The organism is Azospirillum oleiclasticum (assembly GCF_013423485.1).
Taxonomy (GTDB): domain Bacteria; phylum Pseudomonadota; class Alphaproteobacteria; order Azospirillales; family Azospirillaceae; genus Azospirillum; species Azospirillum oleiclasticum.
Genome location: NZ_JABFFR010000074.1, coordinates 1 through 20,163, shown reverse-complemented (window position 1 = coordinate 20,163; position 20,163 = coordinate 1). Strand labels below are relative to the sequence as shown.

Genomic DNA, 20,163 nt, shown 5'->3' with positions numbered 1-20,163 from the left:
CCCGCCCGTCTCCGCCAGAATCTTCGTGATCGCAGCCGTCAGCGACGTCTTGCCATGGTCAACGTGACCGATGGTGCCGATGTTGCAGTGCGGCTTGTTCCGCTCGAACTTTGCCTTCGCCATGGTGGGTTCTCTCCGTCTCTACATCGTTCAAGCAGCGGTCACGCCATCTTGGCGCGGACTTCGTCCGCGATCGCCTGCGGCACCGGCTCGTAATGGTCGAACTGCATCGTGTACTGGGCGCGGCCCTGGCTCATGGAGCGCAGCGTGTTCACGTAGCCGAACATGTTCGCCAGCGGCACCATCGCGGTCACGACGCGCGCGTTGCCGCGCTGGTCCATGCCGCTGATCTGGCCGCGACGGCTGTTCAGGTCGCCGATCACGTCGCCCATGTAGTCTTCCGGCGTCACCACCTCGACGTTCATGATCGGCTCCAGCAGGGCCGGGCCGGCCTTGGCGAGGCCTTCCTTGAACGCCGCGCGCGACGCGATTTCGAAGGCCAGCACCGACGAGTCCACGTCGTGGTAGGCGCCGTCGATCAGCTCCACCTTGAAGTCGATAACCGGGAAGCCGGCGATGATGCCGGTGTCCTTCGACGATTCCAGGCCCTTGCTGACGCCGGGCACATACTCCTTCGGCACGGCGCCGCCGACGATCTTGTTCTCGAAGGAGTACCCGCCGCCCGGGGGCAGCGGCTCGAACACGAGCTTGATGCGCGCGAACTGACCCGAACCGCCGGTCTGCTTCTTGTGGGTGTAGTCGATCTCGGCGCGCTTGGTGATGGTCTCGCGGTACGCCACCTGCGGGGCGCCGACGTTGGCCTCCACCTTGAACTCGCGCTTCATGCGGTCCACGAGGATTTCCAGGTGCAGTTCGCCCATGCCCTTGATCACGGTCTGGCCGCTCTCATGGTCCACGGCGACGCGGAAGGACGGGTCTTCCTGCGCCAGGCGCTGCAGGGCGACGCCCATTTTCTCCTGGTCGGCCTTGGACTTCGGCTCCACCGCCACCTCGATGACGGGTTCGGGGAACTCCATCCGCTCCAGGATGATCGGCTTCAGCGGGTCGCAGAGCGTGTCGCCGGTGGTCGAGGACTTCAGCGAGGCGAAGGCGACGATGTCGCCGGCGTAGGCCTCCTTGATCTCCTCACGGCTGTTGGCGTGCATGAGCAGCATGCGGCCGACGCGCTCGCGCTCGCCCTTCACCGAGTTCAGCACGTAGGTGCCGGCCTGCACGGACCCGGAGTAGATGCGCACGAAGGTCAGCGAGCCGACGAACGGGTCGGTCATGATCTTGAACGCGAGGCCCGAGAAGGGGGCGCTGTCGTCGGTCAGCCGCTCGTCCGGCTCGCCGTTGTCGACGCGCACGCCCTTGACGTTCTCGATGTCCGTCGGCGCCGGCAGATAGGCCACCACGGCATCCAGCATCGGCTGAACGCCCTTGTTCTTGAACGCCGAGCCGCACAGAACCGGCACGAACTTGAAGGTCAGGGTGCCCTTGCGGATCAGCTTGCGCAGCGTGTCCGTGTCGGGGGCCTCGCCGGAGTCCAGGTAGGCCTCCATGGCGGCGTCGTCGCACTCCACGGCCAGCTCGACGAGCTGCTCGCGGTACTCGGCGGCGCGGTCCTTCAGGTCGTCCGGGATCTCGGCGTAGTAGAATTCCGCACCGAGCGACTCGTCCTTCCAGATGATGGCCCGGTTTTCGACCAGGTCCACGAGACCGACGAAGTCGGACTCCGAGCCGATCGGCAGGTGCAGGACCAGCGGGACGGCGCCCAGCCGGTCCTTCATCATCTGCACGCAGCGGTAGAAGTCGGCACCGATGCGGTCCATCTTGTTGACGAAGCACATGCGGGGCACGCGGTACTTGTCCGCCTGCCGCCACACGGTCTCGGACTGCGGCTCCACCCCCGCGACGGAGTCGAACACGGCGACCGCACCGTCGAGCACGCGCAGGGAACGCTCGACCTCGATGGTGAAGTCGACGTGGCCCGGGGTGTCGATGATGTTGATGCGGTGGTCCTGCCAGAAGCAGGTCGTCGCGGCCGACGTGATCGTGATGCCGCGTTCCTGCTCCTGCTCCATCCAGTCCATGACCGCGGTGCCTTCATGCACCTCGCCGATCTTGTACGACTTTCCGGTGTAGTACAGGATCCGCTCGGTCGTGGTGGTCTTACCGGCATCGATGTGGGCCATGATGCCGATGTTGCGGTAGCGGTCGAGGGGGTGCGAACGGGGCATGACACTCGTCTCGGGAGTTACGGGAGCCGTTACCAGCGGTAGTGCGAGAAGGCCTTGTTGGCCTCGGCCATACGGTGCGTGTCCTCGCGCTTCTTGACCGCGGTGCCGCGCTGGTTGGCGGCGTCGAGAAGCTCGCCCGACAGGCGCTCCATCATGGTGTTTTCCGACCGGGCGCGCGCGGCGCTGATCAGCCAGCGGATGGCCAGGGCCTGGGCGCGGTCCGAACGGACTTCGACGGGCACTTGGTAGGTGGCGCCGCCGACACGCCGCGAACGCACCTCGAGGTGCGGCTTCACGTTGTGCAGGGCGTCGTGGAACACCTGGACCGGATCGGCCTTGGTCCGACCCTCGATGCGGGTCATGGCACCGTAGACGATCTGCTCGGCGACGGACTTCTTACCGTCGAACATCAGGCAGTTCATGAACTTGGTGAGGACGCGGTCGCCATACTTGGCGTCCGGCAGGACTTCGCGCTTGTCGGCGCGGCGACGACGGGACATCGGGTGTTCTCCTTACTTCGGACGCTTGGCGCCGTACTTCGACCGGCGCTGCTTGCGGTCCTTGACGCCCTGGGTGTCGAGCGTGCCGCGGATGATGTGGTAGCGCACGCCGGGAAGGTCCTTGACGCGGCCGCCGCGGATCATCACCACGGAGTGCTCCTGGAGGTTGTGACCCTCACCAGGGATGTAGGAGGTCACTTCGAAGCCGTTGGTCAGGCGCACACGGGCGACCTTACGAAGCGCCGAGTTCGGCTTCTTCGGCGTCGTCGTGTAGACGCGGGTGCACACGCCACGCTTCTGCGGGCAGGCCTCCAGCGCCGGCACCTTGTTGCGCGCGGCAAGCGGCTCGCGCGGCTTACGGATCAACTGGTTGATCGTCGGCATGTCTGCCTTTTCGTCCTTCTCATCTGGTCGCCCGGCCTTACCGGACGATGCAAAAAACCGCCATCGAAGCGTGATCGCCTCGTTGCGGGCTTGACAAGCGAACACCGCCCGGCGTGAGACGGAACGGCTATGTGTGCGATCGAGCGGTACCGCGTCCGGGCGCGCGTGCGCCTACTTCCGGCCCCCTTGAAGCTGGCGGAATATATGGGTGGTGCCGCCCCCCGTCAAGCGCGCAAATGCCCGGAACGGGGTGCTTCGCACGCTCGTGTCCCCTCCCCTTCCGCGAGCGCGCGCGACGCGACGTCGACGGCGCGGGCGCGTGCCTCCAGCATGGGCGCGCTGCGGGCGCGGACGAACCCGGTGATCTCCGGCCCGGCGGCGGACGGAGTGCCGGCGTCGAAGGGCGGCTCCGGGTCGTATTCGATGGAAAGCTGGACCGCCTTGGCCGTCGTCTCGCCGCAGAGCTCGGCGACGATGCGCAGGACCACGTCGATGCCCGCGGTGACACCACCGCCGGTGAAGACATGACCATCGACCACGACGCGCTCCTCCACCGGGGTCGCGCCGAAGGCTGCGAGAAAATGACGCGAGGACCAATGGCTGCCAGCGCGCCGGCCGCGCAGCAGGCCGGCAGCCCCGAGCACCAGCGAGCCGGTGCACACACCGGCGAGCCATCGCGTGCGCGCCGCGGTGCGGCTGAGAAACGCCAGCGTCTCGGCATCGGTCATCAGATCGTTGACGCCGGCCCCGCCCGGCACCAGCAGAAGATCCAGCTCCGGGCAGTCGTCGAAGGTGGTTGTGGGCAGGAGGCGCAGCCCGGTGTCGGCGGCGACCGGCTCCAGGGTCTTCCACAACAGGTCCACACGGGCGCCGGGCACGCGGGCCAGCACCTCGTAGGGGCCGGTCAGGTCGAGCTGGGTCAGGCGGGGGAACAGCAGCAGTCCGGCGCGCAAGGTCACCGGTGGCGTGCTGGATTGCGGCTCGGTCATCGGGGTCGCTCCTCCCCCTCGTGTGGGGCGCCGATGATAGCGCCGGTCAGCGCAGCAGGGCGAGGAAATAGCCGGCGATCACCGCGGTGCCGATCACTCCGGCGACGTTCGGTCCCATGGCGTGCATCAGCAGGAAATTCTGCGGGTCCGCCCTCTGCCCCTCGGTCTGGGCGACCCGGGCCGCCATCGGCACGGCCGAGACTCCGGCGGCGCCGATCAGGGGGTTGATCTTCTCGCGCGCGGCCAGGTTCATCAGCTTCGCCATCAACACCCCGGCGGCGGTGGAGGCGGCGAAAGCCACGACACCCAGACCCAGGATCATCAGCGTTTCGGCCCGGAGGAACCGCTCGCCGGTCATGGTGATGCCGACGCTGGTGCCCAGCAGGATGGTGACGATGTTGATCACCTCGTTTTGCGCGGCCTTGGACAGCCTCTCGGTGACCCCGCTCTCGCGCAGCAGGTTGCCCAGCATCAGCATGCCGATCAACGGCGACACCGCCGGCACCAGCAGGACGCAGACGACCGTCACCACGGCGATGAACACCAGCTTTTCCAGACGCGAGACCGGACGCAGGGAGCGCATGCGGATGCGCCGTTCCGCCGGCGTGGTCAGCGCCCGCATGATGGGCGGCTGGATCAGCGGCACCAGCGCCATGTAGGAGTAGGCGGCGACCGCCACCGCGGCGAGCAGCTCCGGTGCCAGCTTGTTGGTCAGGAAGATCGAGGTCGGCCCGTCCGCCCCGCCGATGATGCCGATGGAGGCGGCCTGCCCCGGCGTGAAGCCGAGCGCCAGCGCCCCGAGATAGGTGACGAGCACCCCCGCTTGCGCCGCCGCCCCCAGCAACAGCGTGCGCGGGTTGGCGATCACCGGCGCGAAATCGGTGAGCGCGCCGACGCCGAGAAAGATGATGGGCGGGAACAGCTCCAGATGGATGCCCTGGGAGATGTAGTGATAGAGACCCCCGGCGGCATCGTCGGCCGGCGGGTTGACCATGCCCTCGGTGGGCAGGTTGGCGAGCAGCGCGCCGAAGGCGATGGGAAGCAGCAGCAGCGGCTCGAAGTTGCGCCAGACGGCGAGATAAACGAGAACCGCAACCACCGGCCACATGGCGACCATGTCCCAGGTCAGACGGGGGATGGCGGTGAGCTCCAGCAGGTTGGTCAGGGTTTCCATGGCGGCCTCTCACCGCAGGGTGAGGAGACTCTGCCCCTCCTGCACCGCGGCACCGGCCGCGACCGTAATGACCGCCACCGTGCCGGAGCGCGGGGCGGAGAGTGTCGTCTGCATCTTCATCGCCTCCAGCACCAGAAGCGGCTGCCCGGCCTCCACCCGATCGCCGACAGTGACCGCGACCGACACGACGACTCCGGCCAGGGGGCTGGCGATGGCGCCAACGTCGGATGCCGGCGCGGCCGGAGCCGGTGATGCGGGTGCGGTTGCAAGCGGTGCGGTGGGCGGCTGTGGCCGGACCGGGACCAGCGGTTCCGTCGTCGCGTCGAGCTCCTCGACGCTGACCTCGTAGGCGACACCCTCGACGGTGATGCGGAAACGTCTCATGACTGTCCTTCCCGCGCGGATGGCGCGTGGTCGATGTGCGGCGGGCCGGGAACGGCCCAGTCCCAGCGGACGCGATGACCGGCGGCGTGCCCGGCGCGGGCGTGCTGGGTCCAGCCCTCCGCCCGGTGCGGCAGGGCGGTCACCCTCACCACCCGCCCGCGTCCGCCGGTCATCACCGCCACCGCGGCGGCGATTGCGGCAAGATGATGCGGCGGAACCGCGGGTTTGGCAGGCGATGGCGCGGCTGGAACCATGGGCGGCGGCGCCCCCGCGAACAGCCGCCCGACCAGCGCGGTGGCACCCCACAGCAGGGCCAGGACGCCGATCACGACGGTCAAACCACCGACAATGAGAAGAATGTGCTGCATGGCGGCCTACAGCGGGATGTTGCCGTGCTTTTTCGGCGGTCGCGTCTCGCGCTTGGAGAGCAGTGTGCGCAGAGCCAGCGACACCGCCGCGCGGGTGCGTCGCGGTTCGATCACGTCGTGCACGAACAGGTGCCCGGCCGACTGATAGGGGGAGGCGAACTCGCGCCGGTAGGCCTGGGCCAGCTCGGCCGCGCGCGCGGCGCGGTCGTCGGAACCCTCCAGCTCGTTGCGGTGCAGGATGTTCACCGCCCCCTCGGCCCCCATGACGGCGATCTCCGCCGTCGGCCAAGCGAGCACGAGGTCGGCCCCCATGTCGCGCGAGCACATGGCGAGAAACGCGCCGCCATAGGCCTTGCGCATGATCACCGTGATTTTCGGCACCGTGGCGGCTCCGTAGGCGAACAGCATCTTGGCGCCATGCCGGATGATGCCGTGCCGTTCCTGCTGCACACCGGGCAGGAAGCCCGGCACATCCACCAGCGTCAGCAACGGAATGCTGAAGGCGTTGCAGAAGCGGACGAAACGGGCGGCCTTGTCGGCAGCGTCGATGTCGAGGGCGCCGGCCTTCACCATCGGTTGGTTCGCCACCACGCCCACGACGATGCCGTGGATTCGGGCGAAGCCGACGACGATGTTGCCGGCGAACAGCGCCTGCACCTCCAGGAAATGGCCGCCGTCCACCAGCCGGGCGATCACCGACCGCACATCGAACGCCTGGTTGGCGGCCTCGGGCAGAAGCGCCTCCAGCCCGATGTCGTCCTCCAGCAGGATGTCGGCGTCGAGACGGTGCGGCGGATCCTGCATGTTGTTGGACGGCAGGAAGGACAGCAGCTCGCGCACGACCGCCACGGCGTGGCGGTCATCCTCGGCGATGAAGTGGATGTTGCCGGAGACCGAGGCGTGCGCCTCGGCGCTGCCGATCTCCTCCATCGTCGTGGTCTGGCCGGTGGCGGCCTTGATCACCTGCGGTCCGCAGATGAACATGCTGGCCCCCTGCCGGGTCATGATCAGGAAATCCATCAGCGCGGGGCTGTAGGCGGCCCCACCGGCGCAGCTTCCGCAGATGACGGCGATCTGGGGGACCACGCCGGACAGCAGGACGTTGCGGTTGAACACCTGCCCATAGCCCGACAGGCTCTCCACCCCCTCCTGGATGCGCGCACCGCCGCTGTCGTTGAAACCGACCAGCGGCATGCCACCGCGGGCGGCGTGGTCCATCACATCGCAGATCTTGCGGGCGTGCATGCTGCCCAGCGAGCCGCCGGACACCAGGAAGTCCTGGCTGAAGGCGGAGACCGGCCGGCCATCCACGAAGCCGGTGCCGACGATGACACCGTCGCCGGGCAGCTCGCGGCCCTCCATCCCGAAATGGCGGGTGGCGTGGCGTACATGCAGGCCGAATTCCTGAAATGTGTCGGCGGAGAACAGCCACTCCAGCCGCTCGCGGGCGGTCAACAGCCCCTTGGCGTGACGTTGTGCGATCTTGTCGTCACCGCCGGATGCGAGTGCCCGGGCGCGACGCTCCTCGAGCTCCCGCAACAAATCCTGTCTGATGGCCATGATTGGAACGTCCACCCGCCGGCCGGGGAGGCCGGCCCGTCCGCCCATCCTATCAACCGTGGGCGAACGGTCGATGGGATGAAAGGACGCAGGGGCGCGCCATCCTTCGGCGGCCGAACTGAGCCGGCCCCGCATGCTGCGCTCGATCACACGCGGCCTGTCGCCCACCTCCATCATCACACGGAAAAGGGGCGCACCCCTCGCGGACTGCGCCCCTCTTCATCAGAAAAACGACCAACCGTTACGCCGCGGTGCTCTCACCCGAATGCGGCAGCGCCGGGGCGTCGGCTTCCGAAGACGCCAGAGCGGCGGCGCGGTCGCGTTCGGCGGCGATCTGCTTCAGGCGGTTCACCACGCTGCCGGTGCCGGCCGGGATCAGGCGGCCGACGATGACGTTCTCCTTCAGGCCTTCCAGGTTGTCGGTCTTGCCCGACACCGCCGCTTCGGTGAGGACGCGGGTGGTTTCCTGGAACGACGCGGCCGAGATGAAGGAGCGCGTCTGCAGGCTCGCCTTGGTGATGCCCTGGAGCACCGGCTTGCCGACGGCGGGCTTCAGCCCCTCGGTGATGGTCTTGTCGTTCTCCTCGTCGAACTCCTGACGGTCGACCTGCTCGCCCACCAGGAAGGTGGTCTCGCCGGCGTCCATGATCTCGACCTTCTGCAGCATCTGGCGGACGATCACCTCGATGTGCTTGTCGTTGATCTTCACGCCCTGGAGCCGGTAGACCTCCTGGATTTCGTTGATGAGGTAATCGGCCAGCGCCTCCACCCCAAGCACCGACAGGATGTCGTGCGGCACCGGGTTGCCGTCCATCAGCAGGTCGCCGCGCTGGACGAAGTCACCCTCCTGCACGGAGATGTGCTTGCCCTTCGGGATCAGGTACTCGCGATCCTCACCGGTCTCCTCGTTGCGCACGAGGATGCGGCGCTTGGTCTTGTAGTCCTTGCCGAACTCGACGCGGCCGTCGGACTCCGAGATGATCGCGAAGTCCTTCGGGCGCCGCGCCTCGAACAGTTCGGCCACGCGCGGCAGACCACCGGTGATGTCACGCGTCTTGGAGGACTCGCGCGGGATACGGGCGAGCACGTCACCCGCCCGCACATGGGCCCCGTTCTCCACCGACAGGATGGCGTCCACCGACATGAAGTAGCGCGCCTCCAGGTCGTTGCCGAGCTTCACGATCTCGCCCGTGGCCGGGTCGCGGAGCGTGATGCGCGGCTTCAGGTCGGCACCGCGCGGCTGCTGGCGCCAGTCGACCACCACCTTGGAGGAGATGCCGGTCGCCTCGTCCACCACCTCGCGCATCGACACGCCCTCGACGAGGTCGAGGTAGTGCGCGATGCCCTCACGCTCGGTGATGATCGGCAGGGTGTACGGATCCCACTCCGCCAGCTTGTCGCCCTTGCTGACCTTGGTCCCTTCGTCGGCCAACAGCTTGGTGCCGTAGGGCACGCGATGACGCGCCCGCTCGCGGCCCTGCTCGTCCAGCAGCACCACCTCGCAGTTGCGGCCCATCACCACCGGGACGTTGGCCGAGTTCATGACCACGTTGCGGTTGTTGATCCGCACCGTGCCGTCGAACACCGCCTCGACCTGGCTCTGCTCGGCACCGCGCTGCGCGGCACCGCCGATGTGGAAGGTGCGCATGGTGAGCTGGGTGCCCGGCTCGCCGATGGACTGGGCGGCGATGACGCCGACCGCCTCGCCGGTGTTGACCAGCGTGCCGCGGGCGAGGTCGCGCCCGTAGCAGCGGGCGCAGACGCCGTCCTTGGTCTCGCAGGTCAGCACCGAGCGGATCTTCACCGCGTCGATGCCCGACCGCTCGATCCGGTCGACGATCGCCTCGTCGATCAGCCCGGCCGCCGGCACGATCAGCTCGCCGTTCAGCGGATCGATCACGTCCACGGTCGCGGTGCGGCCCAGGATGCGGTCGGACAGCGGGGAGATGACCTCGCCGCCGTCGATCACCGCCTTCACCGTGATGCCGCGGGTGGTGCCGCAGTCGGTCTCCACGATGATGGCGTCCTGCGCCACGTCCACCAGACGACGGGTCAGGTAACCGGAGTTCGCGGTCTTCAGCGCCGTGTCGGCCAGACCCTTGCGGGCGCCGTGGGTGGAGTTGAAGTACTCCAGCACGGTCAGGCCTTCCTTGAAGTTCGAGATGATCGGCGTCTCGATGATCTCGCCCGACGGCTTCGCCATCAGGCCGCGCATACCGGCGAGCTGGCGGATCTGCGCCGCCGAACCACGCGCACCGGAATGCGCCATCATGTACACCGAATTGACCGGCTTGCCGGGCTCGGTGGTCGAGATGGCCTTCATCATCTCGGTCGCCACCTTCTCGGTGCACTCCGACCAGACGTCCACGACCTTGTTGTACTTCTCGCCCTGGGTGATCAGGCCGTCGAGATACTGCTGCTCGAACTCCTTCACCCGCTCCTTGGACTCGTTGACCAGCTTCTCCTTGGCGACGGGGATGACCATGTCGTCCTTGCCGAAGGAGATGCCGGCACGGCAGGCGTGCCCGAAGCCCAGCTTCATCAGCCGGTCGGCGAAGATCACCGTTTCCTTCTGGCCGCAATGGCGGTAGACGGCGTCGATGACGTTGCCGACGTCCTTCTTGGTCAGCAGCCGGTTGATCAAGGAGAAGGGCACGTTGATGTTGCGCGGCAGGATCTCCGACAGCAGCATGCGGCCGGGGGTCGTCTCCACGATGATCGTCTTGCGCTCGCCGGTCTCGGTGATCGTCTTGTAGCGCGCCTTCACCTTGGCGTGCAGGGTGACGACCTTGGCGTCCAGCGCCTGCTCGATCTCGCCGACCGTGGCGAAGACCATGCCCTCGCCCTTCTCACCCGGACGTTCCATGGTGATGTAGTAGAGGCCGAGCACGATGTCCTGCGACGGCACGATGATCGGCTTGCCGTTGGCGGGCGACAGGATGTTGTTGGTCGACATCATCAGCACGCGCGCTTCGAGCTGGGCTTCCAGCGACAGCGGCACGTGCACCGCCATCTGGTCGCCGTCGAAGTCCGCGTTGAAGGCCGTGCAGACGAGAGGGTGCAGCTGGATGGCCTTGCCCTCGATCAGGGTCGGCTCGAAGGCCTGGATGCCCAGACGGTGCAGAGTCGGCGCCCGGTTCAGCAGAACCGGATGCTCGCGGATGACCTCCTCCAGGATGTCCCAGACCTCGGGACGCTCCTTCTCCACCATGCGCTTGGCCGCCTTGATGGTCGAGGCGAGGCCGTACAGCTCCAGCTTGGCGTAGATGAAGGGCTTGAACAGCTCCAGCGCCATCTTCTTGGGCAGGCCGCACTGGTGCAGCTTGAGCTCCGGCCCCACCACGATGACCGAACGGCCGGAGTAGTCGACGCGCTTGCCGAGCAGGTTCTGCCGGAAGCGGCCCTGCTTGCCCTTCAGCATGTCGGACAGCGACTTCAGCGGCCGCTTGTTGGCGCCGGTGATGACGCGGCCGCGGCGGCCGTTGTCGAACAACGCGTCGACGGCCTCCTGCAGCATGCGCTTCTCGTTGCGCACGATGATGTCCGGCGCCTTCAGCTCGATCAGCCGCTTCAGACGGTTGTTGCGGTTGATGACGCGGCGGTAGAGGTCGTTGAGGTCCGAGGTCGCGAAACGGCCGCCGTCGAGCGGCACCAGCGGGCGCAGCTCGGGCGGGATGACCGGGATGACCTCCAGGATCATCCATTCCGGCCGCGACTGGCTCTCCATGAAGGCTTCGATGAGCTTCAGGCGTTTGACCAGCTTCTTGCGCTTGGCCTCGCTGGCGGTCTCACGCAGCTCCTCGCGGCAGCGCTTCTTCTCCTCGTCCATATCCAGCGCGGAGAGCATGATGCGCAGCGCCTCGGCGCCGATCGACGCGGTGAAGGAGTCCTCGCCGTACTCGTCCTGCGCGTTCATGAACTCCTCTTCGCCGAGGAGCTGGTGCAGCTTGAGCGGGGTCAGGCCGGGCTCGATGACCACGTAGTTCTCGAAATAGAGGATCCGCTCCAGATCCTTCAGCGTCATGTCGAGCAGCAGGCCGATGCGGCTCGGCAGCGACTTCAGGAACCAGATGTGCGCGACCGGCGACGCCAGCTCGATGTGGCCCATGCGCTCGCGCCGGACCTTCGACAGGGTGACCTCGACGCCGCACTTCTCGCAGATGATGCCGCGGTACTTCATGCGCTTGTACTTGCCGCACAAGCACTCGTAATCCTTGATCGGGCCGAAGATGCGGGCGCAGAACAGGCCGTCCCGCTCCGGTTTGAAGGTGCGGTAGTTGATGGTTTCCGGCTTCTTGATCTCGCCGAACGACCAGGAGCGGATGCGCTCCGGGCTGGCGATCTGGATGCGGATCTGGTCGAAGCTCTGGGGACCCTGGACCTGGCCGAAAATATTCATCAACTCGTTCATGACCGTCTCCCGCTGGCGTCAGCCGCGTTTTCGGATAGGGGCAAAACCGCGCCGAAAGGGGGCCAGATAAGCCACCTTCCGGCGCGTTCAAGGCGTCGTCGTCAGTAGGACCGCTGGTTCAGCTCGACGTTCAGGCCGAGCGAGCGCAGTTCCTTGACCAGAACGTTGAAGGACTCAGGAATGCCGGCCTCGAAGTTGTCGTCGCCGCGGACGATCGCCTCGTAGACCTTGGTGCGGCCGGACACGTCGTCCGATTTCACCGTCAGCATCTCCTGCAGGGTGTACGCGGCGCCGTACGCCTCCAGGGCCCACACCTCCATCTCACCGAAGCGCTGTCCGCCGAACTGGGCCTTGCCGCCCAGCGGCTGCTGGGTGACGAGGCTGTAGGGGCCGATGGAGCGCGCGTGGATCTTGTCGTCCACGAGATGGTGCAGCTTCAGCATGTAGATGTAGCCGACCGTCACCTTGCGGTCGAAGGTCTCGCCGGTACGACCGTCGGTCAGGAACACCTGCCCGGAGCGGTCGAGACCGGCCATCTCCAGCATGCGGACGATGTCGTCCTCGCGCGCGCCGTCGAAGACCGGGGTCGCGAAGGGCACGCCCTTGCGCAGGTTGCCGGCCAGTTCCAGCAGCTCGTTGTCCTTCATGTCGGCGATGTCGCCGTCATAGACCTTGTCGCCGTAGACGGTCTTCATCTTGCCGCGCAGATCGGACAGGACGGCGGCACCGTCCGCCTTGCTGCGCAGAAGGTGGCGGTACTTGTCGATCATGGTGCCGATCTGGCGGCCGAGCCCCGCGGAGGCCCAGCCCAGATGCGTCTCCAGGATCTGCCCGACGTTCATGCGCGACGGCACGCCCAGCGGGTTGAGCACGAGATCGACCGGCGTGCCGTCCTCCAGATACGGCATGTCCTCCTGCGGGATGATGCGCGACACGACACCCTTGTTGCCGTGACGGCCGGCCATCTTGTCGCCCGGTTGCAGCTTGCGCTTCACCGCGACGAAGACCTTGACCATCTTCATCACGCCCGGCGGCAGCTCGTCGCCGCGCTGGAGCTTGTCGACCTTGTTCTCGAACCGGTTCTGCAGCGCCTGGATGCTGTCGTCGAAGGTCTTGCCCAGATTCTCGACGCTCTCCATCACCTGCTCGTTGGTCACCGTGATCTGGCGCCACTGGCCGCGGGTGAAGTTGCCCAGCACCTCCTCGGTGATGGTCTCGCCGGAGCGGAAGCCGCGCGGGCCGGACTGACCGGTCTGGCCCAGCAGGATCTCCTTCAGGCGGGTGTAGAAGCTGCGCTCCAGGATCGCGCGCTCGTCGTCGCGGTCCTTGGCCAGCTTCTCGATCTCCGCCCGCTCGATGGCCAGAGCGCGCTCGTCCTTGTCGACACCGCGGCGGGAGAAGACGCGCACCTCGACGATGGTGCCGGCCACACCCGGCGGCAGACGCAAGCTGGTGTCGCGCACGTCCGACGCCTTTTCGCCGAAGATGGCGCGCAGCAGCTTCTCTTCCGGCGTCATCGGGCTCTCGCCCTTCGGCGTCACCTTGCCGACCAGGATGTCGCCCGGCTTCACCTCGGCGCCGATGTAGACGATGCCCGCCTCGTCGAGGTTCTTGAGGGCTTCCTCACCGACGTTGGGGATGTCGCGGGTGATTTCCTCCTGGCCCAGCTTGGTGTCGCGGGCCATGACCTCGAACTCCTCGATGTGGATCGAGGTGAAGACGTCGTCCTTGACGATGCGCTCGTTGATGAGGATCGAGTCCTCGAAGTTGTAGCCGTTCCACGGCATGAAGGCGACGAGGACGTTGCGGCCGAGCGCCAGCTCGCCCAGTTCCGTGGACGGGCCGTCACCGATGATGTCGCCGGCGTTGACCCGGTCGCCCACACGCACCAGCGGACGCTGCGTGATGCAGGTGTTCTGGTTGGAGCGCTGGAACTTCAACAGGTTGTAGATGTCCACACCCGGCGCCGTGCTGTCGGCGTTGTCGGTGGCGCGGATGACGATGCGGGTGGCGTCCACCTGGTCCACGATGCCGGAGCGGCGGGCGACGATGGTCACGCCCGAATCGCGCGCGACCGTGGCCTCCATGCCGGTGCCGACCAGCGGTGCGTCGGCCTTCACCAGCGGCACCGCCTGACGCTGCATGTTGGAGCCCATCAGCGCGCGGTTGGCGTCGTCGTTCTCCAGGAACGGGATGAGCGCCGCGGCGACGGACACCAGCTGCTTGGGCGACACGTCGATGAGGTCGATGGCCTCCGGGCGGAACATCAGGTACTCGCCGCCCTGCCGGCACGACACGAGGTCGGCGGCGAAGCGGTTGTTCTCGTCCAGCTCGGCGTTGGCCTGCGCCACCACGTAGCGCCCTTCCTCCATCGCCGACAGATAGACCACGTCGTCCGTCACCCGGCTGTCGATGACCTTCCGGTACGGGCTTTCGATGAAGCCGTACTGGTTGACGCGGGCGTAGGTGGCGAGCGAGTTGATCAGGCCGATGTTCGGGCCTTCGGGCGTCTCGATGGGGCAGATGCGGCCGTAATGGGTCGGGTGCACGTCGCGCACCTCGAAGCCGGCGCGCTCACGGGTCAGACCGCCCGGCCCGAGGGCCGAGAGACGCCGCTTGTGGGTGATCTCCGACAGCGGGTTGGTCTGGTCCATGAACTGCGACAGCTGCGAGGAGCCGAAGAACTCGCGCACCGCCGCCGCCGCCGGCTTGGCGTTGATCAGGTCGTGCGGCATGACCGTGTCGATCTCGACCGAGCTCATGCGCTCGCGGATCGCGCGCTCCATGCGCAGCAGGCCGACGCGGTACTGGTTCTCCATCAGCTCGCCGACCGAGCGGACGCGGCGGTTGCCGAGATGGTCGATGTCGTCGATCTCGCCGCGGCCGTCCTTCAGGTTCACCAGAACCTTCAGGATCTCCAGGATGTCCTCCTTGCGGAGCACACGCATCTGGTCGTCGGTCTTGAAGTTCATGCGCGCGTTCATCTTCACGCGGCCGACCGCCGACAGGTCGTATCGCTCGCTGTCGAAGAACAGGCCGTGGAAGAGCGCCTCCGCCGATTCCAGCGTGGGCGGCTCGCCGGGGCGCATGACGCGGTAGATGTCGATCAGCGCGTCCTCGCGGGATGCGTTGCGATCGGCCGACATGGTGTTGCGGATGTAGGCGCCGACGTTCAGATGGTCGATGGCCAGCACGGGCAGCTCGGCCACCCCCGCCTTCTCCAGCTTGTCGAGATCCGACGCCGACAGCTCGTCACCGGCTTCGAACAGCACCTCGCCGGTCTGCTCGTTGATGATGTCGACGGCCAGATAGCGGCCGGTCAGCTCCTCGGTGGAGACGAGCTGCCCCTTCAGGCCCTGCTCGACCAGCTTCTTGATCAGGCGCGGCGTCATCTTGGCGCCGGCCTCGGCGACCACGCTGCCGGTGTCGGCGTCCACGAGGTCGGAGGCGAGCTTGACGCCCTTCATGCGGTCGGCGTTGAACGGCGTCTTCCAGCCGCCCGACGCGCGGGTGTAGGTGATGATGTCGTAGAAGTAGGAGAGGATCTCCTCCTTCGACATGCCCTGCGCCTCATACGGCAGCAGGTCCTTGTTGTGCGCCTTGCGCTGTGCGCGCAGCGCCGCCGACTCCGCGCCGTCCAACGCGAACAGCAGCGTGGTCGCCGGCAGCTTGCGGCGGCGGTCGATGCGGACGTAGACGAGGTCCTTGGCGTCGAACTCGAAGTCCAGCCAGGAGCCGCGATAGGGGATCACCCGGGCGGCGAACAGGTATTTGCCGGAGCTGTGCGTCTTGCCCTTGTCATGGTCGAAGAAGACGCCGGGCGACCGGTGCATCTGCGAGACGATGACGCGCTCGGTGCCGTTGATGATGAAGGTGCCGTTCGCCGTCATGAGCGGCATGTCGCCCATGTAGACGTCCTGCTCCTTGATGTCGCGGATCGACCGGAGACCGGTTTCCTCCTCGACATCGAAGACGGACAGGCGCAGGGTCACCTTGAGCGGGGCGGCGAAGGTCATGCCGCGCTGCTGGCACTCCTCGACGTCGTACTTGGGCTGCTCCAGCTCGTACTTCACGAAGTCGAGCACGGCGCGATCGGAGAAGTCCTTGATCGGGAACACCGACCGGAAGACCTCCTGCAGCCCCAGATTCGCCCGCTTCTCCGGCTGGACGTCCATCTGCAGGAAGTGGTCGTAGGAGCTCCGCTGCACCTCGATGAGGTTGGGCATCTGGGTGACTTCCGGGATGCGCCCGAAGCTCTTGCGAACACGCTTACGACCCGTAAAGGATTTGGCCATGGATGTCCCCAAACGTCTGTCCGTGAATGCGCCCGTACTCTGACGCTCTCGTACCGCGGCGCGGGTTGCCCCGCGCGGACCGCCCCACCCCCGGCTGACACCGGACCGCGACGGCAAGAACCGGCTGGACCGTCACCCTGCGGTGAGGCCCATCCGGCGGAAGGCAGAAAACGCCGTGCGGCGGACGGCCCCTGGCTGGGGCCGGCCGCCGTCCGGCGTGGAACTATGAGACCTGTGTCGGGTCAAGTCTGTCTTACTTAACATCGACCTTTGCGCCGGCCTCTTCAAGCTGCTTCTTGATCTTCGCGGCCTCGTCCTTCGAGACGCCTTCCTTCACCGGCTTCGGCGCGCCCTCGACCAGGTCCTTGGCCTCCTTCAGGCCGAGACCGGTGATCGCGCGCACTTCCTTGATCACGTTGATCTTCTTGTCGCCGGCGTCGGCGAGGATCACGTTGAACTCGGTCTGCTCTTCGACCGGAGCGGCAGCGGCGGCGGCCGGAGCGGCGGCGACGGCCACCGGCGCGGCGGCGGAGACGCCCCACTTCTCTTCGAGCATCTTCGAGAGCTCGGCGGCCTCGATAACGGTCAGGGCCGACAGATCATCGACCAGCTTCTGCAGATCAGCCATGTTACTTCACTCCAAACGACGTGACTTCGGGGATTGCTCGGTACTGTGAGGGGCTCACGCCGCCTCGTCCTTCTTGGCGTAGGCAGACAGGACGCGGGCGAGCTGGCCGCCCGGCGCCTGGAGGACGCCGGCGATGCGGGTCGCCGGAGTCTGGATCATGCCCACGAGACTTGCGCGCAGTTCGTCGAGCGACGGGAGCGTGGCGAGCGCCTTGACCCCCTCCGCATCGAGCACCATGGTGCCCAGGCCGGCACCGACGATCGCCAGCTTGTCGTTGGTCTTCGCGTAGGCGGCCACCACCTTGGCGGCCGCCACCGGATCCTTCGACCATGCGATCGCCGTCGGCCCCTTGAACAGGCCGTCCAGCCCTTCGAACTGCGTGCCCTTCAGGGCGCGGCGGGCGAGCCGGTTCTTCGTCACCTTGAAGCTGGCTCCCGCGGCCCGGACCTTCCGCCGCAGGTCGGTGACTTCCGCCACCGTCAGACCGAGGTGATGGGTGACCACCACCAGGCCCGTGTCCTGCAACTTCGAGTTCAGGTCCGCGATCGTCGCTTCTTTTTGTGTACGATCCACGGATCGCCTCCTTGCACAGAGGTGCACCAAGGGGTCCCTCGCCGGAACATCCGGATCGGAACCCCGACTCGAAACACCTGTCCCAGAAGTCCTCGCCGTGTCCGGCCCGGCGGCAGGATGCCGTCGGGCTGTGTCCGGTTCCAACTCCCGTCTGCGCAGGCGGCTATTACGCCGCAGCCCCCGAGGGGGCCTTGGCACCTGCGGTCTCGGACAGGGTGGGCGACAGCGGGGCCGAAGCCCCTTGCCGCCCGAACGACGCACCCGGCGGCCTGGACCGCGCGGGTGCGCCGAAACTCATAAACGCCCGGTCAGGCGGCGGCCTGACCCGACAGGCCCGGGATGTCGAGCTTGAGGCCCGGTCCCATGGTCGAGGACAGCGACACCTTCTCGATGTAGGTGCCCTTGGCCCCGGTCGGCTTGGCGCGGGTGATCGCGTCGATGAAGGCGCGGACGTTTTCCAGCAGCTTCTCGTCGTCGAAGCTCACCTTGCCCACGCCGGCGTGCACGATGCCGGTCTTCTCCGCCCGGAACTCCACCGCACCGGCCTTGGCGGCCTTCACCGCGTCGGCGACGTTGGGGGTCACGGTGCCGAGCTTCGGGTTCGGCATCAGGCCGCGCGGGCCGAGGATCTTACCCAGCTTGCCGACGACGCCCATCATGTCGGGTGCCGCGATGCAGCGGTCGAAATCCATCTGGCCGGCCTGGATCTTCTCCGCCAGATCCTCCGCACCGACGATGTCGGCACCGGCGGCGGCGGCCTCGTCGGCCTTCGCACCCTTGGCGAAGACGGCGACGCGCACGGTCTTGCCGGTGCCGTTCGGCAGGTTCACCACGCCGCGGACCATCTGGTCGGCGTGACGCGGGTCGATGCCGAGGTTCATGGCGATTTCGATCGTCTCGTCGAACTTCGCCTTGGCGTTGGACTTCACCAGCTTGATGGCGTCCTCGAGACCGTAGAACTTCTCGCGGTCAACGGCGGCGTAGGCGTTCTTGAGGCGCTTGCCTTGCTTGGCCATGGGATCAGCCCTCCACCACGTCGAGGCCCATCGAGCGGGCCGAGCCGGCGATCATCGCCGACGCGGCCTCGACGTCGTGGGCGTTCAGGTCGACCATCTTCTTCGCGGCGATCTCGCGCACCTGGGTGGTGGTGATCGAGCCGACGGTGGCGCCCTTGCCCGGCGTCTGCGAACCGCTGGTGATGCCCGCCGCCTTCTTCAGGAAGTAGGACACCGGGGGCGTCTTGGTCACGAAGGTGAAGGTGCGGTCGCCGAAGGCGGTGATCACCACCGGGATCGGCATGCCGACTTCCATGTCCGCCGTGCGGGCGTTGAACGCCTTGCAGAATTCCATGATGTTCAGGCCGCGCTGACCCAGCGCCGGACCGATGGGCGGCGACGGGTTGGCCTTGCCGGCCGGCACCTGCAGCTTGATGAAGCCGACGATCTTCTTTGCCATGTCACAACCTCCGAAGGCGGGACCGCCACATCATGGCGGGACCGCCGGGTTCGCGTGGTCCGGCTATGGCGGGCCTCCCACGCCGATGCGCGCGCGGACACCCCATTGGGCGTCCGCGCGCGAAACGAAACTCAGACCTTCTCGACCTGCGTGTATTCCAACTCCACCGGGGTGGAGCGGCCGAAGATCGAAACCGCGACCTTGAGCCGGGACTTCTCCTCGTCCACTTCCTCCACCACACCGTTGAAGGAGGTGAAGGGGCCATCGGAGACGCGCACCTGCTCGCCGACCTCGAAGGTGATCGAGGGCTTCGGCCGCTCGATGCCCTCCTGCACCTGATGGATGATCCGCTCCGCCTCGCGCTGCGAGATCGGCGTCGGCTTGCCGCCGCCGCCCAGGAAGCCGGTCACCTTCGGCGCGTTCTTGACGAGGTGCCAGGTCTCGTCGGTCAGGTCCATCTTCACCAGCACGTAGCCGGGGAAGAACTTCCGCTCGGTGTTCACCTTGGAACCGCGACGGACCTCGACGACCTCTTCGGTCGGCACCAGAATCTCTTCGAACTTGTCTTCCAGGCCCTTCTGCGCGGCCTTCTCGCGAATCGCCTGCGAGACCTTCTTCTCGAAACCGGAGTAGACGTGGACGACGTACCAGCGCATCGCCATCGATCAGCCCCCCAGACCCAGAACGAGACGGACGGCCACCGCGAGCACCTGGTCCACGATGAGGAAGAAGATGGCGGCGAGCACCACCATGACGAAGACCATGGCGGTCGTCACGGTGGTCTCCTTGCGGGTCGGCCACGTCACACGGGCGACCTCGCGACGGACTTCGCGCGCGAATTCTGCGGGATTCACTTTTGCCATCGTGCGACCGTGCCAACTCCGGATGCGGCGCGAACGCCACCTGATCCATATTGCCGCTGCGAACCTCGGGCCGACCGTTCAGCCCCGGACACGCGACCGGCTGGCGCGGAAGGGGATGGCAGGAGTGGAGGGGCTCGAACCCCCAGCCCCCGGTTTTGGAGACCGGTGCTCTACCAATTGAGCTACACTCCTACGGCCGAGCCGCGACGCCTTACGGCGCCTGGCACCAGCAAAAGCACCGCCGCCGGCTGCTCACCGGCGGCGGAGCGAGCCTTATAGCATCACTCGATGATCTTGGCAACCACGCCGGCACCGACGGTGCGACCACCCTCGCGGATG

Annotated in this window: 17 protein-coding genes and 1 tRNA gene; all 18 read right to left on the bottom strand. The window is 66.9% G+C overall.

Features of this window, described 5'->3' with window-relative positions:
• The coding region (locus HL658_RS35895; RefSeq protein ID WP_246338312.1) for a GTP-binding protein at positions 1–123 on the bottom strand (123 nt) is incomplete at its 3' end.
• 38 nt (positions 124–161) lie between these two features.
• Complete coding sequence (gene fusA / locus HL658_RS35890; RefSeq protein ID WP_180286912.1) at positions 162–2,240, bottom strand: elongation factor G; 2,079 nt, start codon at positions 2,238–2,240, stop codon at positions 162–164.
• A 29-nt stretch (positions 2,241–2,269) separates the two neighbouring features.
• On the bottom strand, positions 2,270–2,740 hold the full coding sequence (gene rpsG, locus HL658_RS35885) for a 30S ribosomal protein S7 (RefSeq protein WP_180286911.1): 471 nt from the start codon (positions 2,738–2,740) through the stop codon (positions 2,270–2,272).
• A gap of 12 nt (positions 2,741–2,752) precedes the next feature.
• Positions 2,753–3,124, bottom strand: a complete 372-nt coding sequence (rpsL, locus tag HL658_RS35880; RefSeq protein WP_109121864.1) for a 30S ribosomal protein S12 — start codon at positions 3,122–3,124, stop codon at positions 2,753–2,755.
• A gap of 224 nt (positions 3,125–3,348) precedes the next feature.
• On the bottom strand, positions 3,349–4,113 hold the full coding sequence (locus HL658_RS35875; protein WP_180286910.1) for a DJ-1/PfpI family protein: 765 nt from the start codon (positions 4,111–4,113) through the stop codon (positions 3,349–3,351).
• Positions 4,114–4,159: 46 nt separating this feature from the next.
• Positions 4,160–5,287, bottom strand: coding sequence for a sodium ion-translocating decarboxylase subunit beta (locus tag HL658_RS35870; protein ID WP_180286909.1), 1,128 nt, complete (start codon positions 5,285–5,287; stop codon positions 4,160–4,162).
• Positions 5,288–5,296: 9 nt separating this feature from the next.
• Positions 5,297–5,671, bottom strand: a complete 375-nt coding sequence (locus HL658_RS35865) for a biotin/lipoyl-containing protein (protein ID WP_180286908.1) — start codon at positions 5,669–5,671, stop codon at positions 5,297–5,299.
• A complete protein-coding gene (locus HL658_RS35860; protein WP_180286907.1) occupies positions 5,668–6,039 on the bottom strand; it encodes an OadG family transporter subunit in 372 nt (123 codons plus the stop codon). The genes HL658_RS35865 and HL658_RS35860 overlap by 4 nt, the downstream gene beginning before the upstream one ends.
• A 6-nt stretch (positions 6,040–6,045) precedes the next feature.
• The gene (locus tag HL658_RS35855) at positions 6,046–7,599 is read right to left on the bottom strand and encodes an acyl-CoA carboxylase subunit beta (protein ID WP_180286906.1); all 1,554 of its coding nucleotides are present in this window, start codon (positions 7,597–7,599) and stop codon (positions 6,046–6,048) included.
• Positions 7,600–7,840: 241 nt separating this feature from the next.
• Positions 7,841–12,010: a DNA-directed RNA polymerase subunit beta' gene (rpoC, locus tag HL658_RS35850; protein ID WP_180286905.1), complete on the bottom strand. Its 4,170-nt coding sequence runs from the start codon at positions 12,008–12,010 to the stop codon at positions 7,841–7,843.
• A 101-nt stretch (positions 12,011–12,111) separates the two neighbouring features.
• The gene (gene rpoB, locus HL658_RS35845) at positions 12,112–16,305 is read right to left on the bottom strand and encodes a DNA-directed RNA polymerase subunit beta (RefSeq protein WP_180286904.1); all 4,194 of its coding nucleotides are present in this window, start codon (positions 16,303–16,305) and stop codon (positions 12,112–12,114) included.
• A 253-nt stretch (positions 16,306–16,558) separates the two neighbouring features.
• Positions 16,559–16,933 (bottom strand): 50S ribosomal protein L7/L12, encoded by a 375-nt coding sequence (gene rplL / locus HL658_RS35840; RefSeq protein ID WP_180286903.1) that lies wholly within the window; start codon positions 16,931–16,933, stop codon positions 16,559–16,561.
• A 54-nt stretch (positions 16,934–16,987) separates the two neighbouring features.
• Positions 16,988–17,506 (bottom strand): 50S ribosomal protein L10, encoded by a 519-nt coding sequence (gene rplJ, locus HL658_RS35835; RefSeq protein ID WP_180286902.1) that lies wholly within the window; start codon positions 17,504–17,506, stop codon positions 16,988–16,990.
• Between the two features lie 308 nt (positions 17,507–17,814).
• Positions 17,815–18,522, bottom strand: a complete 708-nt coding sequence (rplA, locus tag HL658_RS35830; protein ID WP_180286901.1) for a 50S ribosomal protein L1 — start codon at positions 18,520–18,522, stop codon at positions 17,815–17,817.
• A gap of 4 nt (positions 18,523–18,526) precedes the next feature.
• Positions 18,527–18,961 (bottom strand): 50S ribosomal protein L11, encoded by a 435-nt coding sequence (rplK, locus tag HL658_RS35825; RefSeq protein WP_180286900.1) that lies wholly within the window; start codon positions 18,959–18,961, stop codon positions 18,527–18,529.
• Between the two features lie 131 nt (positions 18,962–19,092).
• Entirely contained in the window at positions 19,093–19,623 is a 531-nt protein-coding gene (gene nusG / locus HL658_RS35820) for a transcription termination/antitermination protein NusG (RefSeq protein ID WP_180286899.1), read from the bottom strand.
• Between the two features lie 3 nt (positions 19,624–19,626).
• Positions 19,627–19,824, bottom strand: a complete 198-nt coding sequence (secE, locus tag HL658_RS35815) for a preprotein translocase subunit SecE (protein ID WP_180286898.1) — start codon at positions 19,822–19,824, stop codon at positions 19,627–19,629.
• A gap of 116 nt (positions 19,825–19,940) precedes the next feature.
• Positions 19,941–20,016, bottom strand: a tRNA-Trp gene (locus HL658_RS35810).
• Between the last annotated feature and the right edge of the window lie 147 nt (positions 20,017–20,163).

Coding starts and splice junctions, on each gene's coding strand:
- fusA (WP_180286912.1), bottom strand. CDS start 2,240: ATGCCCCGTTCGCACCCCCTCGACCGCTACCGCAACATCGGCATCATG.
- rpsG (WP_180286911.1), bottom strand. CDS start 2,740: ATGTCCCGTCGTCGCCGCGCCGACAAGCGCGAAGTCCTGCCGGACGCC.
- rpsL (WP_109121864.1), bottom strand. CDS start 3,124: ATGCCGACGATCAACCAGTTGATCCGTAAGCCGCGCGAGCCGCTTGCC.
- HL658_RS35875 (WP_180286910.1), bottom strand. CDS start 4,113: ATGACCGAGCCGCAATCCAGCACGCCACCGGTGACCTTGCGCGCCGGA.
- HL658_RS35870 (WP_180286909.1), bottom strand. CDS start 5,287: ATGGAAACCCTGACCAACCTGCTGGAGCTCACCGCCATCCCCCGTCTG.
- HL658_RS35865 (WP_180286908.1), bottom strand. CDS start 5,671: ATGAGACGTTTCCGCATCACCGTCGAGGGTGTCGCCTACGAGGTCAGC.
- HL658_RS35860 (WP_180286907.1), bottom strand. CDS start 6,039: ATGCAGCACATTCTTCTCATTGTCGGTGGTTTGACCGTCGTGATCGGC.
- HL658_RS35855 (WP_180286906.1), bottom strand. CDS start 7,599: ATGGCCATCAGACAGGATTTGTTGCGGGAGCTCGAGGAGCGTCGCGCC.
- rpoC (WP_180286905.1), bottom strand. CDS start 12,010: ATGAACGAGTTGATGAATATTTTCGGCCAGGTCCAGGGTCCCCAGAGC.
- rpoB (WP_180286904.1), bottom strand. CDS start 16,305: ATGGCCAAATCCTTTACGGGTCGTAAGCGTGTTCGCAAGAGCTTCGGG.
- rplL (WP_180286903.1), bottom strand. CDS start 16,933: ATGGCTGATCTGCAGAAGCTGGTCGATGATCTGTCGGCCCTGACCGTT.
- rplA (WP_180286901.1), bottom strand. CDS start 18,522: ATGGCCAAGCAAGGCAAGCGCCTCAAGAACGCCTACGCCGCCGTTGAC.
- rplK (WP_180286900.1), bottom strand. CDS start 18,961: ATGGCAAAGAAGATCGTCGGCTTCATCAAGCTGCAGGTGCCGGCCGGC.
- nusG (WP_180286899.1), bottom strand. CDS start 19,623: ATGGCGATGCGCTGGTACGTCGTCCACGTCTACTCCGGTTTCGAGAAG.
- secE (WP_180286898.1), bottom strand. CDS start 19,824: ATGGCAAAAGTGAATCCCGCAGAATTCGCGCGCGAAGTCCGTCGCGAG.